The organism is Reichenbachiella sp. (genome assembly GCF_039944555.1).
Lineage (GTDB): Bacteria > Bacteroidota > Bacteroidia > Cytophagales > Cyclobacteriaceae > Reichenbachiella.
This window is the reverse complement of record NZ_JBDUYN010000008.1, coordinates 259,990-280,587: the sequence shown is the minus strand read 5'-3', so window position 1 is coordinate 280,587 and position 20,598 is coordinate 259,990. Positions and strand designations below refer to the sequence as shown.

General features: G+C 40.4%; 20 protein-coding genes. 3 read left to right on the top strand and 17 right to left on the bottom strand.

What is annotated here, in order from left to right:
* Positions 1-69 precede the first annotated feature (69 nt).
* A complete protein-coding gene (locus ABJD64_RS14910; RefSeq protein ID WP_348182898.1) occupies positions 70-1,326 on the top strand; it encodes a replication-associated recombination protein A in 1,257 nt (418 codons plus the stop codon).
* Between the two features lie 39 nt (positions 1,327-1,365).
* Here ABJD64_RS14910 and ABJD64_RS14905 read toward each other — a convergent pair whose 3' ends face one another.
* The 5 genes from ABJD64_RS14905 to ABJD64_RS14885 form a co-directional block, all read right to left on the bottom strand.
* Positions 1,366-3,096, bottom strand: coding sequence for a hypothetical protein (locus ABJD64_RS14905; RefSeq protein ID WP_348182896.1), 1,731 nt, complete (start codon positions 3,094-3,096; stop codon positions 1,366-1,368).
* Positions 3,097-3,208: 112 nt separating this feature from the next.
* Entirely contained in the window at positions 3,209-3,694 is a 486-nt protein-coding gene (locus ABJD64_RS14900) for an N-acetyltransferase family protein (protein WP_348182894.1), read from the bottom strand.
* Positions 3,691-4,107 carry an arsenate reductase ArsC gene (locus tag ABJD64_RS14895; protein WP_348182892.1) on the bottom strand — a complete coding sequence of 139 codons (417 nt, stop codon included), beginning with the start codon at positions 4,105-4,107 and terminating at the stop codon, positions 3,691-3,693. The genes ABJD64_RS14900 and ABJD64_RS14895 overlap by 4 nt, the downstream gene beginning before the upstream one ends.
* A 102-nt stretch (positions 4,108-4,209) precedes the next feature.
* Positions 4,210-4,650 carry a DUF6428 family protein gene (locus ABJD64_RS14890; RefSeq protein WP_348182890.1) on the bottom strand — a complete coding sequence of 147 codons (441 nt, stop codon included), beginning with the start codon at positions 4,648-4,650 and terminating at the stop codon, positions 4,210-4,212.
* A 138-nt stretch (positions 4,651-4,788) separates the two neighbouring features.
* Positions 4,789-5,304, bottom strand: coding sequence for a DUF2911 domain-containing protein (locus tag ABJD64_RS14885; RefSeq protein ID WP_348182888.1), 516 nt, complete (start codon positions 5,302-5,304; stop codon positions 4,789-4,791).
* Between the two features lie 158 nt (positions 5,305-5,462).
* Between ABJD64_RS14885 and ABJD64_RS14880 the strand changes: the two genes are divergently transcribed.
* Positions 5,463-5,867, top strand: a complete 405-nt coding sequence (locus ABJD64_RS14880) for a response regulator (RefSeq protein WP_348182886.1) — start codon at positions 5,463-5,465, stop codon at positions 5,865-5,867.
* Here the strand turns inward: ABJD64_RS14880 and hutF are convergent, their stop codons facing one another.
* On the bottom strand, positions 5,868-7,250 hold the full coding sequence (hutF, locus tag ABJD64_RS14875; protein ID WP_348182884.1) for a formimidoylglutamate deiminase: 1,383 nt from the start codon (positions 7,248-7,250) through the stop codon (positions 5,868-5,870).
* Positions 7,247-8,050, bottom strand: coding sequence for an N-formylglutamate amidohydrolase (locus ABJD64_RS14870; protein WP_348182882.1), 804 nt, complete (start codon positions 8,048-8,050; stop codon positions 7,247-7,249). Before ABJD64_RS14870 ends, hutF begins: the two co-directional genes overlap by 4 nt.
* A 105-nt stretch (positions 8,051-8,155) precedes the next feature.
* Between ABJD64_RS14870 and ABJD64_RS14865 the strand changes: the two genes are divergently transcribed.
* Positions 8,156-8,716: a DUF3109 family protein gene (locus ABJD64_RS14865; protein WP_348182880.1), complete on the top strand. Its 561-nt coding sequence runs from the start codon at positions 8,156-8,158 to the stop codon at positions 8,714-8,716.
* Positions 8,717-8,740: 24 nt separating this feature from the next.
* On the opposite strand, the gene ABJD64_RS14860 is transcribed toward ABJD64_RS14865, so the two are convergent.
* From ABJD64_RS14860 to ABJD64_RS14815, 10 genes are all read right to left on the bottom strand, one after another.
* Positions 8,741-9,646: a hypothetical protein gene (locus tag ABJD64_RS14860; protein ID WP_348182879.1), complete on the bottom strand. Its 906-nt coding sequence runs from the start codon at positions 9,644-9,646 to the stop codon at positions 8,741-8,743.
* A 294-nt stretch (positions 9,647-9,940) separates the two neighbouring features.
* Positions 9,941-10,510 carry a hypothetical protein gene (locus ABJD64_RS14855; protein WP_348182877.1) on the bottom strand — a complete coding sequence of 190 codons (570 nt, stop codon included), beginning with the start codon at positions 10,508-10,510 and terminating at the stop codon, positions 9,941-9,943.
* A 130-nt stretch (positions 10,511-10,640) separates the two neighbouring features.
* Positions 10,641-11,858, bottom strand: coding sequence for a lipase family protein (locus tag ABJD64_RS14850; RefSeq protein WP_348182875.1), 1,218 nt, complete (start codon positions 11,856-11,858; stop codon positions 10,641-10,643).
* A 33-nt stretch (positions 11,859-11,891) separates the two neighbouring features.
* Positions 11,892-12,728 carry a LytTR family DNA-binding domain-containing protein gene (locus ABJD64_RS14845; RefSeq protein ID WP_348182873.1) on the bottom strand — a complete coding sequence of 279 codons (837 nt, stop codon included), beginning with the start codon at positions 12,726-12,728 and terminating at the stop codon, positions 11,892-11,894.
* Between the two features lie 50 nt (positions 12,729-12,778).
* A complete protein-coding gene (locus ABJD64_RS14840; protein ID WP_348182871.1) occupies positions 12,779-13,462 on the bottom strand; it encodes an ATP-binding cassette domain-containing protein in 684 nt (227 codons plus the stop codon).
* A complete protein-coding gene (locus ABJD64_RS14835; protein WP_348182870.1) occupies positions 13,449-14,396 on the bottom strand; it encodes a hypothetical protein in 948 nt (315 codons plus the stop codon). Before ABJD64_RS14835 ends, ABJD64_RS14840 begins: the two co-directional genes overlap by 14 nt.
* Positions 14,397-14,926: 530 nt before the next feature.
* Positions 14,927-16,042 (bottom strand): hypothetical protein, encoded by a 1,116-nt coding sequence (locus ABJD64_RS14830; protein WP_348182868.1) that lies wholly within the window; start codon positions 16,040-16,042, stop codon positions 14,927-14,929.
* A 147-nt stretch (positions 16,043-16,189) separates the two neighbouring features.
* Positions 16,190-16,981, bottom strand: a complete 792-nt coding sequence (locus tag ABJD64_RS14825; RefSeq protein WP_348182866.1) for a DUF4249 family protein — start codon at positions 16,979-16,981, stop codon at positions 16,190-16,192.
* Positions 16,978-19,500: a TonB-dependent receptor gene (locus ABJD64_RS14820; protein WP_348195032.1), complete on the bottom strand. Its 2,523-nt coding sequence runs from the start codon at positions 19,498-19,500 to the stop codon at positions 16,978-16,980. The genes ABJD64_RS14825 and ABJD64_RS14820 overlap by 4 nt, the downstream gene beginning before the upstream one ends.
* 117 nt (positions 19,501-19,617) lie before the next feature.
* The gene (locus ABJD64_RS14815) at positions 19,618-20,595 is read right to left on the bottom strand and encodes a FecR domain-containing protein (RefSeq protein ID WP_348182862.1); all 978 of its coding nucleotides are present in this window, start codon (positions 20,593-20,595) and stop codon (positions 19,618-19,620) included.
* Positions 20,596-20,598: the final 3 nt, after the last annotated feature.

Here is a 20,598-nt window from a genome sequence, read left to right as displayed (position 1 = left end):
CATGCGGATTATCTCATGGATTCCATGTAATTTTCCATTCTTTTTTCTTCATTTTTCGTAGCGTATATTATGCTTGACAATCCCATTCCTCTAGCGGAAAAACTGAGACCACAAACATTGGATGAACTGGTCGGTCAGGATCATCTGAAGAACATTCTTAAACGTGCTATTAATTCGGGTGCCGTACCGTCTATGATTCTTTGGGGACCTCCGGGAGTTGGCAAAACTACGATTGCCAACATCATTGCCAATTCGGCTAAAATGCCTTTTTTCACACTTAGTGCAATAAGCGCCGGCGTGAAAGACATTCGTGATGTGATTCAAAAATCAAGATTAGGGAGCAAGTCCATACTCTTTATAGATGAGATTCATCGCTTCAATAAAGGACAGCAGGATGCGCTCCTTGGCGCGGTAGAAAAAGGCCAGGTGTCATTAATTGGAGCTACTACAGAAAACCCAAGTTTCGAAGTAAATGCCGCCCTGCTATCCAGATGTCAAGTCTATACACTCAATGCCCTGGCTAAAGAAAACCTCAATGATCTCATAGACAAGGCCATTAATCACCCTGATATTTTTAAGGACAAGAAAATTGAAATTAAAGAAGATCAAGCCTTGATGAGATTGTCTGGTGGCGATGGTCGTAAGCTTTTAAACCTGCTGGAATTGGTGGTAGATTCGTTAGGTAAAAAAGCTATCGTTACCAACGACGTGGTCACAGAGATCGCACAGAAAAAAGCAGCCATTTATGACAAAAGTGGAGAGATGCACTATGACATCATCTCCGCCTTTATCAAGTCAATTCGCGGCAGCGACCCCAATGCGGCAGTTTATTATCTCGCACGTATGATTGAAGGAGGGGAGGATGTGAAGTTCATTGCCAGACGATTGTTGATATTAGCCTCTGAGGATATTGGAAATGCCAACCCTACTGCCTTGGTGATAGCGAATAATGCCTTTCAAGCTGTGAACGTGATCGGTTATCCGGAATCTAGAATTATACTCAGTCAGTGCGTGACTTATCTGGCTTGTTCTGCCAAGAGCAACGCATCCTATGTGGCTATCAAGGACGCACAGCGATTGGTACAAGAGACTGGAGATCTTTCGATACCGCTTGGTATTCGAAATGCACCGACCAAACTCATGAAAGAAATAGGCTACGGACAGGGCTATCAATATGCACATGATCATTCCGGAAATTTTGTGGACTATGAATTTATGCCTGAAGAGCTAAAAGGTAAGGTACTTTTTAAACCCGGTAAGAATCCCCGTGAGGAAGAAATGCGAAAAAAACTGAAAGCGCAGTGGAAGGACAAGTACGGGTATTGAATTTGTCCTCCCTAAAAATAATTGCGCGAATTTCCTTCCTTAATTCTTAAAGAAATCTTGAAAAGTGTCTCCATTCTCAAATACATTCCAAAATTGGAGTTCATACAAGAGCTTGGTCATTGCTGGAGATAGTTCGACAAGCCTGTCTTTCATGTAAGGAAACATGGTACTATAATGAGGGAAATTGGGGAACATGCCATTTTCCCCTTTACTCAACTCGTTTCTGATCGTTGAATTAAGTTGATCCTCCCACTTTGGCACGCTATAGTTGTAGATCCATAAGATTTCTACTTCCTGACCAGCTGGAATTCCCCACCAATCATTTGTAATGGTCTTCGTCTTTACCCTTGCCAATACCGTTGTGCTGTCACGGATACATTTCTTGAATTGATTGAAGACATTTACAAAGTCCTCCTTGGAAAAAGTCTGATTTGCGGTAAAGTCTTCGTACTTATAATCTGCGAAGAGGGTATAAAAATCATAGTCGATTGTTTTGGCAGTAGGTGCAGACTGACCAGCGACGAAAGTGGTGTCTATCGGGCTACTTGTATTGATGAAGACCACTATTTTTTTTACTTTTCGCTGGATCAAAGAAATAATGCCATAGTTTTCGAGATTGCCACCGTCTGCAAATCGATAGGGCTTTGCTGGTATTTGAGGTCTTTCAACTGACCAGTACGGTTCTTCTGGTATGATAGATCCTCTGGCGAGCACTTCGGAGAGGATTTCGGCTGGAATACTTTGAGCCAAGGTTGAGGCAAAAGCTGCACTACTCGTTCCGACAGCGTCCGCCAGTCTGAATTTGTGCATTGTCGGCAATTCAATGGTAGCACAATGATTGACATTCCCACATGGAGCAGTGGCACCGATTGGCGCTGAACCACCCATAGCATATGGTTCAATGAAACCACCGCCTACAGGATAATTGATTATTCCTTCTATTTCTTTATTTACCGAGATCTCTTGAAATTTTGCTAACCCTACACCTAACGGTGAATAATTGAATCCCGTCATTGAGTCCGGCTTGGGTAATGGTAGGAGTTCAGCAGGTGCTAGTACAGCAGAATTGATGATCAGATAAGGGCGCTTGACATCCTCGGCTTGCCGATGTACCACGTAGAAATCGGCAACTGAAAGCTTGAGCTTGGGAGATCGCCTTACGATGCTCTTGGCGGTCGAGTCATTGAGCGTAAAGTATTTTTTCTCTCCTCCGTATAACCCAAAGGGTTGTAAGTAAGTAGCACCGACGGCGTCAATCCAGATATCTTGTGGTTTTTCAAGTAAACCACGGCTCAGATCTCCTTTGAGTAGGTATTCAAGGAGTTTACCTGTAAGGTTTTTTGTCATCACATGAGTCATGCGTTTGACCGAAATAGGGGCTTCTAACTCAGCAATTGTCAATTGTTTTGCCCCCAGAGGTGTTCCTAGCAATTCACTGTCATTTTTTGGGCCGTTGGGCGTAGGCTGGTAATACGTGAAAATAGAAGATGCCCAACTACCCCCCGAAACAGATGAAATGTACCCCACCTTACTCCATAGGTTGAGACTGTCCAGAGCCTTCATTTGGCCAATGGCGGAGGTCATGGCTCTGGTCCCACCACCTGAAAAACAGATACCTGTAGAGGGGAGGTTTAGTTCCTTTTCCGGGAAGTTGAAATTATTTTCCTGACTCTTGTAGACATAGATGTGGGCTTTGCGGTTGCACGAGGTAATTGTTATGGAAAGCACAAGTGCAATCAGCAATGAAGGGGTTAGGCTTCTAATCGTCATAATTGGTAAAGATGTTAGGTTGATTGATCTGTAATATAGGCCAAAAAAACCTTGTTGAAACCAAGAGGAGCAGATATGGTTTTAAGCAACAGGTCTAATGATGTTTCCTGGGTTAGCCGTCTGTGGCCCGTCGCTCTAGCAATACCGTATCTCTCCAAATACCATGTTGTTGAGCAATCTTTTCCCTTCTGCCCACTAATCGGAAACCGAGACTTTGATGTAATTTGACACTCGCCTCGTTTTCCGGAAAGGTAACGGCCTGCAACATCCAAACCTCAGCGGTTTCGGACTGAATAATCAATTCTTCTAATAACCTTTTTCCAATTCCCTTCCCTCTATGATTGGTGGCTATATAGACACTTACTTCAGCTACACCACTATAGACCTTGCGCTTGGAAACAGGGGATAGGGCTGCCCAACCCTGAACTTTATTACTATTATCTAGCATGACCAATCTGGGTGTATCAAAATGACCTTTATCCCAGACCTCCCAAGAGGGAGTAGTAGTTTCGAAAGTCGCTTGCCCAGTGTCAATACCGTCCTGATAGATTTTCTCTACTGCCGGCCAATGATTCGGTAGCAAAGGGACTATAGTCATAGTCCCCGATCTTCAACAAATTTTTTAGCAAAGTCCTTAATCATACCTTGTGTTGACCTGAAACTATCCAAAATTTGGTCTTCTGTTCCTGTGGCCTTGGCAGGGTCAGGGAAGTTGTAGTGAACACGTTCTCCACTACCCGGGATGTACGGACAGTTTTCTTGTGCGTGGTCGCATACGGTAATGATATAATCGAAGTTGACATCAAGATATTCTGTGATATTGTTCGAAGTGTTGGCCGAAATATCAATACCATCTTCAGCCATAACTTTAATAGCTCTGGGATTTACACCATGAGTTTCAATACCTGCACTGTAAACTTTCAATTCATCATTGGCAAAATGTTTGAAATAGCCATCTGCAATTTGGCTTCTACAGCTATTACCAGTACAAAGAATAATAAGGTTTTTCATTTGATTGTTTTAGAGATAAGCGGGTTGCTGTCAATGAAATAGTGGTTCGTGAAGATACGAACCACAGTATTGTTAAAGTTTCGTTCTGAACGACTCATGTCGTCAGCAGCACTGTTTGGCACCGGGAGTCAAACTTGGCTTACAAACTGTAGGTTTAGCGAATAGCTCAAGTCTAATATTTCCGTCAGCAAAAAGTATGTCTTCAACGCTAAAGTTGGAGGTACGGATTTCAAGATCACCATATTCGAAAAATATTTCGGCTTCATGATCCATAGGCTTCAAGGCCTCTACTTTGTTGAAAATGTCCAGTGCTTTTTGAGCCGACCATGGCCTTCTCATTTCCTCAAGGGGATTGACCATGAGCTGAACAATGGTCTGTTTGTAACTATCAGGGTTACCACCGCAGTCTACCGATTCAATGGAGACATTCTTTACCTCGGTGATGTGGAAGGTCGGCTTTACGAACTTTCCACTTTCGATTTCAAATTCCAATCCCAAATCGGGATTTTCTTTGAGGATGCTTAAAAATTCTGATGTTTTCATATTGATTGTAAAATTACGATTAATTTTTAACTAAACCTATTATCGTAAAATTACGATTAATGTTTCATTTTATTTTCAGTAAACACAAAAAAGGCTCTGAAATTCAATTCAGAGCCTTTTTTTACAAGAAAAAATATTTTACTTAATGCTGAATTCCACTTTAGTTTTGTCCCAGCTTAAGGCAACCGTTCCCGAGTCGTTCGCATCGATAGTAAAACTTTCGACAGTATCACTCAGTGTAGATGGTGAAGTTGTAAATCTTCCTATGTCTTTCGATTGATCATATTTAAAAGCTCCCCACTGCTTAGCATCTGCATTGATAATTACCGTCCATTCTTTTTCACCTGGAATGGTGAACAAGGCATACTTGCCTGCTTTCACAGCCACGCCACCTACAGTAGCGTCTTTTGAGAGTTCAATAGTAGTAGCCTCATTTGCTCCTGTTCGCCATACCTTACCATAAGGTTCTAATGCTCCAAAAATATCTCTGCCTTTTTTCGATGGGCTGCTGTACTTAATTGTAATATTGTTGCCATTTACGGTGGCTTCGGAAACTTTGGCCGGGCTGGCTCTTTGCTGCGCGTTTATGTTGAAAGTTGTCATGAGACATACGATCAAAAGGGTAGTGGTCGAAATTGTTAAGTTCTTTTTCATTAGTTCAAGTTTTTTGTTTGGTTTGGAAACGGAAATGCCCACAGATAGGTTCTTGTTTATTTTTATATGGATGAGGGTCAATGGCTGATTTATTTCCTTATTCTCATATTTTTAAATTAAATTGACGGTCTTATTGTCCACCACCTCTAATAAGTATAATGGCAAAACAAATTAAGGTTCTAATAATTGATGATGACGAAATAAATAATCTGATTTGCACTAAGGTCATCAAAGATTATAATCCTGAAATGTCAGTAGAATCTCTCACCAGTTCCACAAAGGGGCTTACCCATTTGGAGGATTTAGTTAAGAACAATTCTGAGGAATTACCAGATGTAATCTTACTGGATATTAATATGCCTACCATAAGCGGATGGGATTTCATTCGAGAGTATCGGAAAATGATGACCTCGGTAGAGAGTGAGAAGATTAAGCTCTTTGTTTTAACTTCTTCTCAATACTATCAGGATGCAGAATTAGCTGATCAATATCGGGAGGTACAGAAGCTTTTCACTAAGCCATTGACTTCTGATATTCTGAAAGAGATAGACACTTATCTCTAATTACCTTATTTTTAATTCACTAAGCGATTTTTTGAAGTTGGACAGTATACCATCTAATTTCTGATGCCTCCCGTCCTTTACTTTCCATTCACCATCGACTAGTGTTCCGTATACGTTGGTTCTATCTCCACTATAGACCAAGGTAGACAGTATGTTTTTTGCTTCGCAAGTTGCGATCAATGGGCTCTTAGAATCAATAACGACTGCATCCATCGGTTGTCCTATCTTGAAATAAGTTTCGTTGGAATTACCCATGGCCTTTCTTCCTGAAGTGAGTGCCATGTCCACTGCAAACAGGCCCGAATCTCCATTGGTCGGGGAGATGAATTGATTTCGACGATGAGTCGTCAAGCGTTGCCCATAGTCCAGTATTCGAAGTTCTTCCAGAGGATTTAGGCCTATGTGACTGTCAGTGCCAATCGACCAATTGCCACTTTGCTCTTGAAAGGAATGAAGTGGAAAAATTCCGTCACCAAGATTGCCTTCCGTAGATGGACACAGCACTACATGAGCGCCCGACCTAGCGATTCCCGCAACTTCATTTTCACTAAGATGGGTGGCGTGGACTAAATGAAATTTTTTGTTGACGTTGAAATTGTCCAGCAACCATTCTACGGGTCGCTGATTGTAAAAGGCCAAACTATCTTCTACTTCTTTGAGTTGCTCGGCTATATGAATATGTATAGGTGAATGTTTGCTCTCTTGAAATGCCTCACCAATCGAATGCTGATCCACAGCCCTTAGGGAATGAATACCCAGTCCTATATTGGCTTTGCTGTAGTTATTTGTTGCTTTGTCTGAGGCAGACAGTAGTTCGAGGTAATCTGCCGATGTTTTAGAAATGAATCTTCTCTGTTTTTCAACGGCCTTCTTTCCAAATCCTCCTTTTTGGTAAAAAATTGGAACCAGCGTAATTCCTATCCCCGCCGTTTTTGCAGCTGAGACTAACCGCTCTCCCATTTCTGCAAGATTGGAATAGGGTCTTCCGTCTTTGTTGTGATGTACATAATGGAACTCTGCCACATGTGTGTAGCCATGAGACAGCATTTCAGCATAAAGCATGGCCGCAATATGCTCAAACTGATCAGGGTTCATAGAGAGAGCGATACTGTACATGGTTTCTCTCCAGCTCCAAAAATCATCCTGAGAGGCCGGGTCTGGGTGAATCTCTGCCAGACCAGACATGGCATATTGAAAGGAGTGGGAGTGAGAATTCTGAAAGCCTGGAATGACAAACCCTTCAACCGACTCCAAATGTCCAGTATCGTTTGGTCTGATTTGAGAAATTTCTTCAATATGACCCTTTGAATCAGTTTTGACGTAGCACGGCGTGAGCCATCCTTCCTCCTGTAGTAGGCCGTCGAATTTCCAAACTTTACTCATTTGTTCATTTCGTTTAAAGTGGCGATCAGTTCTTCGAACATTCTGCGTAGATATTTTCTGATTTTTTCTGCTCTTATTTGGTCATACTTTGTTTCACTATCATCCATGTACACTGTTTTAGCCATCTCCAGCTGCAAGGCATGGATGTGCTTTTCGGGTTGCCCAAAAGTTCGTGTCAAATTACCTCCTTTGAATGGGTGGTTGTGGTTGAACGAAAAGCCTGACGCTCCAAGTATCTCAGTCGCAGCTCGAATGATATCAGAATCGGCAGATTTTTCATCTACATCTCCAAGAATTAGATCAGGAAATTTTTCGGTTCGAATTCCAGGTACGAATTGCCGGATGGAATGTGCATCGAAGAACAAAACATGTTTGTATTGTCTTTGCAACTTTGTAAGCTCAAGGCGAACCTGGTCATAATATGGGTAATAGTAGCTACTTATTCGTTGATTGATTTCTTCCTGATCAGGTCCTTTGCTCAGATAAATCGGCTTGCTATTGAAGTTGGTGGTTGGGCATAGTGCGGTAATTACCCGACCGTCATCATACAGTGGCTTGCTATCGGCAGTTCTATTAAGATCAATTACCCACCGGCTGTATTTGGCTTTGACCATTTTGATTCCCAAATCACTGACAAAATCGTACAATTGATCAACAAACCAGTCGGTATCGTCAATGGCTTGAATCATTTCCGGATCGTACTGGCTCCGAATCGAGTCTGGAATCTCCGTACCGCAGTGTGGTACACTCACCAGAATGGGGACTTGATTTAATTTGGGTTCTATGATTTCAAAAGACATATGCGAATTTAGAATTTTTGAGGCGCATATATTACTTGTCAATTCCAGTTTACTTATCGCTTAATACTTTTTGATCTTTTAACTTTGTCTTGTAAATAAGTAAATATGATCATTCTCGACAATGCTGTATTATCCGACGACATCAAAGAAAGGCACTTTGTGTGTGATCTCAACAAGTGCCATGGAGCCTGTTGTGTAGAAGGAGATCTAGGTGCGCCATTGGAAATAAACGAGCTACCTGAAATAGAGGAGGTGCTGGAAGCAGTGAAGCCCTATTTATCAGATGAAGGATTGGCTGCAATTGAAAAGGAAGGTACTTATATCCTCGATGAGGAAGGTGATTATTCTACCACTACTATCAATGGAAAGGAATGCGCTTTTGCTATTTATGATGAGAAAAACATCCTCAAATGCGCCATCGAGCAAGCCTATCTGGATGGAAAGACAAAATGGAAAAAACCGATTTCCTGCCACCTATACCCCATTAGAATCACCAAGTACGATCATTATGATGCATTGAATTATGATCAGTGGGATATTTGCGATCCTGCTTGCCAGTTGGGTGACGAACTGAAAGTACCAATCTATAAATTTTTAAAAGAGCCACTTATCAGGAAGTACGGAGAGCAGTGGTATGAAGACCTGGTGAAAGAAATCGAAGGATAGTGCAGCAAAGCGACCTTCAGTACTTCATTTCTTCTCTTTAAGTATTTCGGATTCCAATATTTGGTTCATTTCGATAATGACTGCATCCAATTCTTCAGAAGATATTTTCAACTTTTCAATCAGATCCATCTTGACCTGGTTATCCTTTTCCCGCATGATGATAGACATCAGGCCTTGCATACGACTAAGAGGTGCTCGGACTTCATGAGAGTTGTGATGAGCATATTTAAGTAATTGATCGAACTGATCATGAACCTTTTGTGTACGTTCTTTCACCAGTTGGTCAAGATTTTCATTCATTATTTTTAGCTCAGCGTTAGCGTCCGCCAACGCCTTGGTCTTGTCATTGATGGTAACAACCAAGTTCTTTTCATGCTCCTGAAGCGATTGTCTGGTCTTCAGTTGTACCAAAAAAATGCTTGTAATTAAAATAGTGCTAAGTGTTTCAAACCTTATAGAGAAAATCACGCTCCAGTAATTATTTAAAAAATCCATTCCTTGTGTCAATTCAAATAGCTCATTGATCAACATCATGATGGGAATTATCAGAAGATAATAGTAAGCAGTTGTGAATAAAATCCAGAGTAATGTTAGCTTCCAATGTGTAGTTGTTCTATTACTGAGTACTTGATTGTAAAAGAATAGACCCAGCCAAAGAGGAAAAAAATGCATCGCAAAAGAACCGATATAAGATGCGTCAGGTGGGATGTTAGCTGTGGTAATGATGCACTCTATGGCAATGAAAATGGGGTGCTTCAGGTAAAATAGGCTGATCAAAAGGGGTACTTCTCTAAAGTCGCTCGATACGCCTTCAACACCAGGCACGCTGAATTGCACAAAGCCTAAGAGCATAGAGCTTACACCAAATAGAATTGCATATCCTGTTTGATTGATGTTTCTATTCTGAAAGTCGAATAACTTTTGAGGCATATTGAGTGGCTCGATTTGGGCCAATTTCAAGATACCAAATATGTATGTTTTTTACCAATACAAGAAATAAGTTACTGCGCGATGACAGTAGCACCATTTGCAATAAATAGATCTATTATTTATTTTGGCGTTTAAGTTCAGTTGGGAAAGATTAATTATTATGATGAACCAAATGTGCATAGCCCATCTGAAAGGCACAAGATCTTGGTTCAACCTGCTTAATTTCACCTGTAATTCAGAAGATGGGCTGAAGAGTAATTGATTCGAAGAAACAATCACTCTTTCAGCTTATTTTTATTCCCGTTTACATTCAATTTTCCAGAAAGGAAAGACAATGGTGTTACCCACATCAACCCATTCTCCGATCCATTTATATCCATTTTCTGAAAAGTCGTAGAAGGTTAATCTTGAAAATCCATCATAACCTTGTGGAGATTTTTGAGGTTTGTAAAGTACAATTTTACCATCTTCTCTATTGCCCGTCCAATTGGATAGAGGACCAACACCCGTAGAAAGAGAACTATAATAATGCACGTTCCATGTGGCACTATCTATGTCATATTGCCGTATGCTGCCGCCATGAGACCCATCAGATTTCAACGTAAAATCCTGAACTCCCTTTCCATTCATAATATATTGGAAAGTCCAAACCATATCTACAGGTTCACCCCAGTTGCCATCTGACCCCTTTCGAAAAGATTTGCATTGGCATTGTCCGATCATAGGTTCATAATCCATGATTTGTTTTGGAGCATCGGGGTGAGGTCTGCCATATGGGTAATCTTTGCTGGGTGCATAATCGTATTGAGCAAAGCAGTTGAAGCAAAATAGTGCGAGTAGCACACATATCATTTGAGTTTTCATAATTTTTGTTTTTTGAGACAATATCAATGCAGAAATTGAATTACCCTAAGTTCATGCAGGGAGCGTAGCAAGTTTTGCAGTAAGCAAGCAGTCTGATCAGCGGGAAAGAGAGATCGGCTAATCTACCAGGTCATTTCAGATTGTTGAAAAGGTCGATTATGCTAATGATATAAGGAGCTATTCCCGTACTGTGATTTGCTCCTTCGAGAGAAACAAATGATACTTTGTCAGCAGACGCACCAGCACTTATGAGCTTGTCATAGGCGGACTGGGAATTTTCAAACGGAACGGTGATATCGGCGGTACCATGGTACATATACATCGGATGGATAGGTTGCCAGTCAATTGGGCTGTTATTTAGCAACTCCTCATTAAGCTGTTCATATTTTGAGTCGCTATTAGAATTAAGCCGAAAGTCTTCAGTAAGCAAGGCCGATACATCTGTAGTCAGGGCAGCGTTTATTTGGCTACCGCTATTGTTTCCATCAAATAGTGCTGGAATAGCCGAAGCATACGGTTCATTGAAAAGATCAGAAACAAGTGTTGTCCAATTATTGATGCCTGCGTAAACTACTGTGACAAATGCCAGATAAAATGGCTGAGCGTAAGTATCCTGAGACACCATATAATCTTTCATGGCCACTAGATCATATCCGCCCGAAGCTGGGGCAGAGGCAATCAAATCAAATTCACTTTCATACTTTTCCTCAATCGCTTTATGGGTGACCATGGTAGCATAACCGCCCTCTGAGTATCCTGCCAGTAAAAGCCTATTATCAGAATTTATGTCATTTTCCGCAATGAACTCTTTCGCAGCCCTAATCATATCAATAATGGAGCTGGCCATCAGGTCTTCATTATAATAAGGATGCAAGATCTCTGAAGAACTGCCAAAACCAATAAAGTCAGGAATAAGCGAGATGTATCCAAGTGATGCAAAAGAGGCATAAAATACACCTTCAGCGCTTTCGGTTGGTGCATCACTGTTGGCCGCTATCGTGCCATGCTGAAAACTTAAAATGGGAACTTCTTCATTCGTGTTGGGAACTCCAATCAAGCCTGATGCGATAATTTCTGACCCCAAGTAGTTCGTCTTATACTCAATTTCATATATCGCGATGTCGTATTTGAGCTGACTTGCCACGGATGACAATCCCTGTTGGCTTGCCCCAAATTGCAAAAGAACGGCACCATAGTCGGCGACTTTAGTATAGGATTCTAGGTATTGATTTTCAGCAGGTGTCGGATCGTTATCTGAGCTACACGCATTGAGAAGAAGAATGATAAAAACAACTACTATGAGAGGAGGAAATCGTAAGTCGTGAGTGTATTTAGTGTAGCTGATCATGTTTTAAATATCGATTTTATGGACAAACATCAATTATCCAAAAAAGGTTTTAATGTTTTTTATTCTGCTTTGAGCAATATCAATTTTGGTCTGATCTTCAAGCGTTAAAAATGAGGATGAATTATAAGTAACTTCCAATACCTTATTCATATTAACAATCGCCTTTCGATGAACCCGTAGAAATTGATGCTCAAGCAACCTCTTTTCCAAAGCTTTCAGTGAATTACGCATGGCGTAAGCATGTTGATAGATGGTATGAATTTTCACGCAGTAATCGTATGCTTCTATCCAAACGATATCACTAAGGGGAATGATCTTATTGCGCGTACCTATTTTAATAGAAAGAGCCTGCGGAGTCTCCGACGTGGTTAATTCTTTTTGATTTTTCAGGTCAAGAATTTCAACGACCAGGTTCTGATTGGAGTTCACCAAGTGAAACAGACCCAGCATGGCTCCATGTGCCAAAGTATAAATGGGAGTTTTTTGAAAAAAATAAAACACACAATTATCCCACAGGTTGTCCAGACTAATAGCTTGGTCATTCAAAAAGAACCGAAGAATGGAAGCAATAAGTACATTGATGCCAATTAATATCATCAAATGAAAGGCACTCGGCCATGGTCTTGTAATTTTGAAAAGCTTGTCAGACTGGCCACTATAGATGGTAGTTCCAAAATAGGCCAAGGTTATAGCCAACCACATTAACCAACGATAGGTCTGTCCGATTATCAATTCTGAAAACGTAAAACTCGATGGTGGTACCAGGTTGAATTGTAGAATGTAATAGTATTGCTGAAATGACTCAAATACGATCAATATTATGACCATGAGCAGAGTGAACAGGACGAACTCTCTGTACTTGGCATTCATAAAATGAATGAAATTCAGAAGTTTATTTCGCGGTCTACTTTCAGTCACAGTTACAACAACATATCGAGTTTGCCCTTGGTTTTTTGAGCCATCTTTTCGAACAGCTCTTCTTTGAACGATTCAAAATTTTCCTTTTGGATGCTGATTTTGATCATTCCTGCTTCAAGATAGTGAATCTCATCGCATAAATCTATCAATGAATCCAAGATATGAGAAGTTATGAGTATGGTTTTTTGCTTTGATTTTAAGTTTGAAAGAATCGAGTGTAACGTTCTTCCAGTCTCCAGATCCAAACCATTGAAAGGCTCATCCAGAATCAATATTGGCTTATCCTCTTTGAGTACACCCAGTATGGCGAGTTTCTTTTTCATTCCTGTAGAATAACCGTCAATCAGCTGGTCTAGAGGAAGGTGAAACAGTTCATTCCAGTCTTCAATTTGAAAGTCAGTATTTGGAAATAGGTTTAAATATTCTCTTCCGGTAATGCTTGGGTAGAAGTAATTTTCGGTTGGCAAGAAACTGATATCTTTCTTGTTCAAGGGTCTTTCTTGGTATTTCATACTACCAGATGTAGGCCGGAGTAATCCATGTAGCGCATCGAGTAAGCTTGTTTTTCCAGCTCCGTTCAATCCCACAAGACCATGAATTTGTCCGGAAGAAAGTGACAGATGAAGGTTATTAATGACCATTTTCTCACTACCGTAGCTAACGGTAAGATTATTAATTGTAATCATTTAAATAGAAACTTAGTTTTTTTATGGATTTAAAATATAATCGAACTGTAAGGACCCAGATAGCTGGTAAAATAAATGGAAGTACAAACACTAGGGCACCTAGGGAAAGCAGTACCGTGTTTTTGCTCGATTTGGTGTTAGGTTCGTAGAAGGCATACTTTATGGTCAAAGCATAAAACTGATAAGACAAAACAACAAGTGCTATTATTGATGGAATAAACCAGTGGACGGGATGGAAAACAAAGAATAGCAAGAGCAAAGGCAAATACATCAGGGATGATGCGAATAACAGACCTTTAATTCTGGTCCAAAGAAAGGCTCTTTGTCCCAGTCGCGAAGCACTCAGTATGCTCAGTGGCTCACAATTATCGTAAAATCCAAGTGAAATCAAGCCTAAAAGAAAGATAGAGATAATACTTACTCCCATTTGAAAGGAGAACAACATACCCAATAGCCAGATGGTTAGCATAGGGTAAAAATATTTTCTTAATCCGCTTTTCCATTCGAAGAACGAGTTGGGAATGAATGATAACGATTTCGTCTTTCCTGACGTTCGTCTAAATGGCTTAATCAAGTAAGTCAGGCTAAGTAGAAAGGCTAAATAACAAAGAGCTAAGTAGCTGTTGGGCGACATCAGAACTGCAATTAGGAACGGAATAGACAAAACGGTATATTCTGCAAAACATAGCCAACGATACTCGATAAAGTATGTTCTTAGAAACTGATAATCTGGTCTGAACCAATGAAAAGATCCTATGATCCCAGCAAACGCGAATGACAGCATTATGCTGCCTTGAGGCTGACTCGCTTTAATCACTGTCCCTGTAATTGCCAAAATCAAGAGTGCCACAAGAAATAACTGATATGGCCAGCTAACGCTTGAAATGGTTCTTCGCGCCTGTAGAATTCTTAAATGTAATAAAACAATGGTCATAGCATCTGCTTTCCTGTGGCCATTAGTTTCCGAAATATAAATTTCTTACATTTTTTGGATGAAAATCATTCGCCATATGCATTCTAAAAATAAGAGCGTGTTTAAGGCTCTGGTTTTTATTTAGGGGTTGCAGAGGGAGCAACCCCTTTTTCATTTTGGTATGGTGGAGAAAATAATATAAAGGCGGGAGTATTGATTTTAAGATTAGTGCTATATGTACTTGTAATGATGTTTGTTTTCTCTTGTTCAGATTTCGTCTGAAAACAATGAATATCATTGCTAGTCGTGATATGGCTCATCTTGTAAAAACCAATGAATACTAAGGGTAGTTTGTTAAAATCAATATTTGCTAAGAGGGCACTAGAGTTGATTTTGCGCTTCAAATGTTGACGTAAGTAATCTGTAATTGAAGCTCTTAAATTTATATGGGTTGAATTTATCCTCAGCTAGAAAATTATTTCAATTTCATAATTTCTTGCAAAACAAAAAGGCCTTGCTATGAGTAAACAAGGCCTTTGGTAATCAATCAGCTATTTAAACTCAACCGTAAGGTTCTTAATGTCTAGCGGTTTATATGGCGTCAAATCCTGAATTCTCAAGACCAGCGGGTCATAATCAGCGCTGGGAGAGGTGCCTCCTTGCACAAAGCCATTCTTCGCAAAAAATCCTGGAGCTTCAGTATTGGTCAGGTATTGGTCAATTAGATTTTGATCCAGGTTAGGCCATACAGTAGATATCTGATCAGAAAATACTGTTTTGATCGCATAATCTTCAAGAATTACAGTTCTGTCGGTTTCGTCCAGATTATTAGGAGGTAATCCCACTTCCGCAACTCCAATATCTTCACTGTCGATGCCTGAAGCAACGAATGACCAGGTAAATCCAGCGTCACTGGTGAAAAAGGACGCATTAGGATGATTAGAGTTTCCATAAACGTCGACAACATCTCCAGTCTTACCAACAAACATTTTCAGGTTGTCGATTGAATATGGGTCATCTAATGGATTGGCTAATGGAAGATTGCTGATTGACACAATCATATGCGCTTCGTATCCATCAGTTTCCACTTCGCTGTAGTCTATTCTGTAGATTGCATCTCCAGCGTCGATATCCTTTACCCGGTCAATGTTATAGGGCTTAAGAATTGCTATACCTTCTATAGGGTCCAGGTTCCAAAAGACTTGCATGGCTTTACCTCCGTCGTCATTACTTTCTGAATCTGCATCAGTTACTGTCAACTGATATTGGTAGGTTTTTCCTTCAAAATCCGAATTTTCAGTAACGGTCAGATTTTTTACTCTGCCATCGTCATCGCTTTCATAAGCAATAAATATGACGCCATGAATACCAATATTACCGATACTCGTCATAATTGCTTCTATAATTTCTGCGGAGGCCTCACCAATCTTAATGTATGCGCTCAAGGCTTCATAAATTTCGTTGCCGTTGAGCTCATCTTTAGATAATCCGTTTTTTGTCCTGCCATTGGCGGGAGAGGTAGTCAGTGTTTCAGGTACGTCCACTTTGAATTTAGCAGGTACGATATTTTCACCCGACGAAGTTTGTTCCAGAGCATCATCACATGCCATAGTCAGCAAGAGGAAGGACGATGCGATCAACAGTGTATTTAGATTTAAAGTTTTCATGTGTATGTGATTTTAATTTTTTTAGATCTTTACTTTGTTATTGATTTCGATACTATCACACGCCAACCCTTGTTTACCCTTTGTGAAAATCTATTTTTTATTAAAAAGTTACTTAACTAATTGATAATCAGAGTGAAAAAATTGTTTTCACTCTACTTGAGACACATCTGTACTTACCATAGAGACAGCAAAGTAACCTACGGCGCCCTCACTCAAATTGGTATTTACATTTCCCGGAGCGACATCAAACAGGCCACCTCGCCAGTCTGTCTCTGACAGAAGCGATCTAAGAAAATCTTGATGATTTTGCGTAAGGGAGTACTTTTTTCGAGTCACTTGCGCTCCTTTCGGAAATATTATTTTCTCCTTGTCCGGAGCAAAAACTTTGTTGATGTCGATTACATTCAAGGTATAGTAATATGCCCTGATATCCGGGTCAGAAGATTCATCAAGGTCTGTCCATCTGATTTCCACTTCTGTCATGGACGGGGAGCTACTTTCCTGGTAGACGTATTCCAATTGACCATCCTCAGTTTCTGAGGTGATGAGCGGTTCAAGAGGTGCTCCAAACGATGAGGTGGCCAGCGCGAAATATTCCTTTTGGTTATAGACGATGAATAGCGTATAAAATTTACCGAAAAGGGCTCGAATAGAATCTGTCAAATATACGCCCGGCTGATTGGGGTCTTTGGCAAGTAGCGTGGAGGTATCTCCATCATGGATAAAGACAAAAGCATTATCGACATACTCGGGCATTTGAGCCAGATCATCTCTGGTCAGACTAAGTTTCACTTGATGCCTTTTTTTCTCGTTGGTGAGAAGGGCTTCTACGACCAAAAGTGGTTCTTCCAGACCTTCAGTTTTCCAATCGAAGCTTTCTTCACAGCAAAGTATGAACCAAGGACATAAGAGCAATACTATGTATCTAAGACTCCTCATAATTTGAATGAATAGCTAATAGATGGTACAATATTGTAAACAAACACCTGAGACGAAACCACGGGATTGGCTCCCAAAGTATTAGATGGAACCACATGCTTATCTCCTTCTTCTATTTTGTTAAAATTGAGCAGGATGCTATTTTTCTGTGCATACAGATTGAATAGTGAGAATGACAGATAATGGTTGAATTTTCTGTCGGTCTTATTTAGGCGAAAATTGATAGACATGTCGTAGCGATGGTACACCGGAAGTCTGTCGTTGTTTTTATTACCATAAATTGGAATTGTACGCCCTGAATATTCATAAAAGGATGTGGGTGTAGTAATCGGTCCTCCGGAGCTAATATAGAGTGTGGCGGAGAGTGTCATTCTTTTTGAACGTAACCAATTGCCATTAATAGCAAATTGATGTGGTTTGTCCCAAAGTGATACATATTCCTTTCCATCGTTGATACCAGATATTTTTCTGACAGACTTGGAATAAGTATAAGATATGGTTCCTGTCCATTTGCCGGTTCTTTTGGTCAGTGAGGTTTCTAATCCGTACGCCTTGCCATCTCCGGACCTCAATTCCGCTTCCAAATAAGGATTGAGAAGAATATTTGCTTGATTTACATAATCCAGCTGGTTTTGCATGAATTTATAATAGCCTTCTACACTCAGTTGCCATTTTTCTGATGTCCTAAACCAACCCAGGGAGAATTGATCAGCTATTTGTGGTTTGATATTAACGCTGGCGGGCAGCCATACTTCGAGGTTGTTGAACGGACTTATGGAGTTGCTGATTAAATTAATGTATTGTGCTGACCTCGAATAATTGAGCTTGGCTATATTTTTGGAATTAACAATATAAGTCAGGCTAAGACGTGGTTCCAAATTGCCGTAGTCATTGTAGGAATCTCTGGTATCATAGACGGTAGAATCGACCACTGTGTAATCCTCATCAATTTCATATTCAATCGTCTTACCGATGTTGGTCCAGCTACTCAATCTAAGTCCGTAGGTAATGAGCCAGTGATCGCCGATTTTTTGATCATGACTTAGGTAAAGGGCAAGCTCCGTTGCATTTTTCTTAGGCACAAAAGGTTGACCAGTAGGGATATTGCCGGTTTGATCTTCAACATTACCAGGATTGAAATTATGACCGCTCAACTTGAATCCGAACTTCAGCGTATTGGAGAGACTTAGATAATTAGTGAAATCCATTTTTAAGCTCACGTTGGAAATGTGATTTTTCCAGATGAATTCAGGCGATTGGATCAAAGTATATTCATACTTGCTTGAATAGAAAGTGGTATTAGAAAATAACCGACTATTGTAAATGTGATTCCAGCGTATAGTCCCGGCTTTGTTCCCCCATTCGATACCACCGTCTGTACTGAACTCGTCTCTTCCGAGATAGGTGGATAGAAACAAACGATTTTTCTGATTGATCCACACATTAGTCTTGGCGGTGAAATCTGAGAAATAGATTTTGTTTAGATCAGAATCTGCAGATTTCAATACGCTCTGGATATACGAACGACGACCGGAAATAAAGAATGAACTCTTTTCCTTTTTGATGGGGCCTTCTACAGCCAGGCGGGCTGAAATGAGGCCAAGACTCCCGTTTACGCTAAATTTCCTCAGATTACCGTCCCGCGTCTTTATATCTAAGACGGATGACAACCGTCCTCCAAAACTGGCCGGCAGATCTCCTCGATACATTTTCATGTCCTTGATTGATTCCGGAATTATAGAACTGAAAAGACCCATAAAATGCGCAGGGTTATAGATTGGGGCTTCGTCTACCAGAATTTGATTTTGATCACGATCGCCTCCTCTTACATTGAAGAAAGTAGAACCGTCACGAAAAAGCTGTATGCCAGGGATTATATCCAATGATTTAATGACGTCAGATTCACCCATCGCAGCGGTTTTCAAAAGAACGGTCTCATGGTCTATAGCATAGGAGTTTGTATGTATGTTTTCAATAATTGTAGTGGAATCATCCGGAGACACTATTATCTCGTCCAGTTGGGCCGTATTCAGTGCCAGCTTCATATCAACCTGTTGGTTAGCTCGTAGTTCGATGTTCTGAACAACATCTTTGTAGCCTACAAATGAATATTTGAGCTTGTAAGAGCCTGCTGGCAATGTGATTGAATAGAATCCATAAGTGTTGGAGATGGAGCCCTGCGCCAGGTCGGTAACCAGAACCGTTGCGCCAATCAGCGTCTCACCGTCATCGGCATCCTGGATATGACCACTGACGGTATATTTGACTTTTGTAAGATCTGCTTTTGATTGCTTTAAGATAATTTTGCCTTCTATGACCAGATATTCAATGTTTTGATATTGAAACAAACGATCTAGAATTTCTTGTAATGGACGATCCGTGACTTTGAGTGAGACTTTTTCGGATGAAGATATTTGCTTGCTACTATATGAAAAGGTAACTCGGGCGGAGACTTCAATTTTTTTTAGCGCTTCATGCAAGGAAATATTCTCACAATCAATCGAGGTTCTTCTTTGCAAAATTTCCTCCTGACACCGAGCGTCATTGGCCATCAAAAATATGACAGCCGATAGGCAGAACTTTAGAACTAATTGAACATTTGACATGGGCCTCAAAGTGTACAGCTAAGTTACCTGTTATTCACAACCATCTCCATCAATGATGAATCCTTTGCTCGACTTTTCTACGGTAAGATCTAAAGTATTAGCTAATACTTTGACAATCGAATCTAAAGATTGACCTTCGAAGGAAACAGTGACTGGACAATTGGAGGCTCTGTTAGTTTTCAAATAAATGGATTCTCCGTATACATCATTGAGCAAGGTTACCACTTCAGAAAGTGGCAAGTCGGAGAATATAAAGTTTTTCGTCTTCCATGACTGGAAATTCGGATCATCATTCTGGATTTTGAAAAGTTTTCCAGTCTTTTTATTCACCACAGCCTTTTCTCCCGGCAGGAGAGTCACGCGATTTGAAAGATGTGAAACTTGTACCTTTCCGGTGACAACTACGACTTCTGTGACTGCACTTTTCTTTTCGGCCTTTACGTTGAAGGAGGTGCCCAATACTTGTATATCTGTATTATGAACATGAATAATGAAAGGCTTCTCGGTATCACGTGCTATTTCGAAAAAGGCCTCTCCGCTAAGGATAACTTCTCTTTTTTCTTTATTGAAATTTTTGGAATAGCTCAGTTGGGTGTTCATATCCAGTGTAATTTGCGACCCATCCTCTAACTGCGTTTCTATGAGCTGGTCAGCAATGATTTCGACATCACCGGTATTGAATAAAAGTTGAAAGGCGAGGAATGAACTAACTAAAATAACGGTGATTGCAGCTGCAATTTTCATTAAGGAGAATGAGGATTTTTTAAGCGGTAATTCATCAATGGCCTGATCCAGACGATTCCATTCTTCTTCTATTTCCTGATTTGAAATCCCTTTGGCTTTCGCTGTAAGTTCCCAGGTGCGAACTTGCTCGTCGTATATAGACTGATTTGCAGGGTCATCTGCAAGTAAAACGGCCAAACGATCGAGGTCAGCTTGCGACGCTTCATTGGCCATTTTTTTAATGGTCAAATCAATCAATTCCGTATGTTTAGTATCCTCTTTCATTAG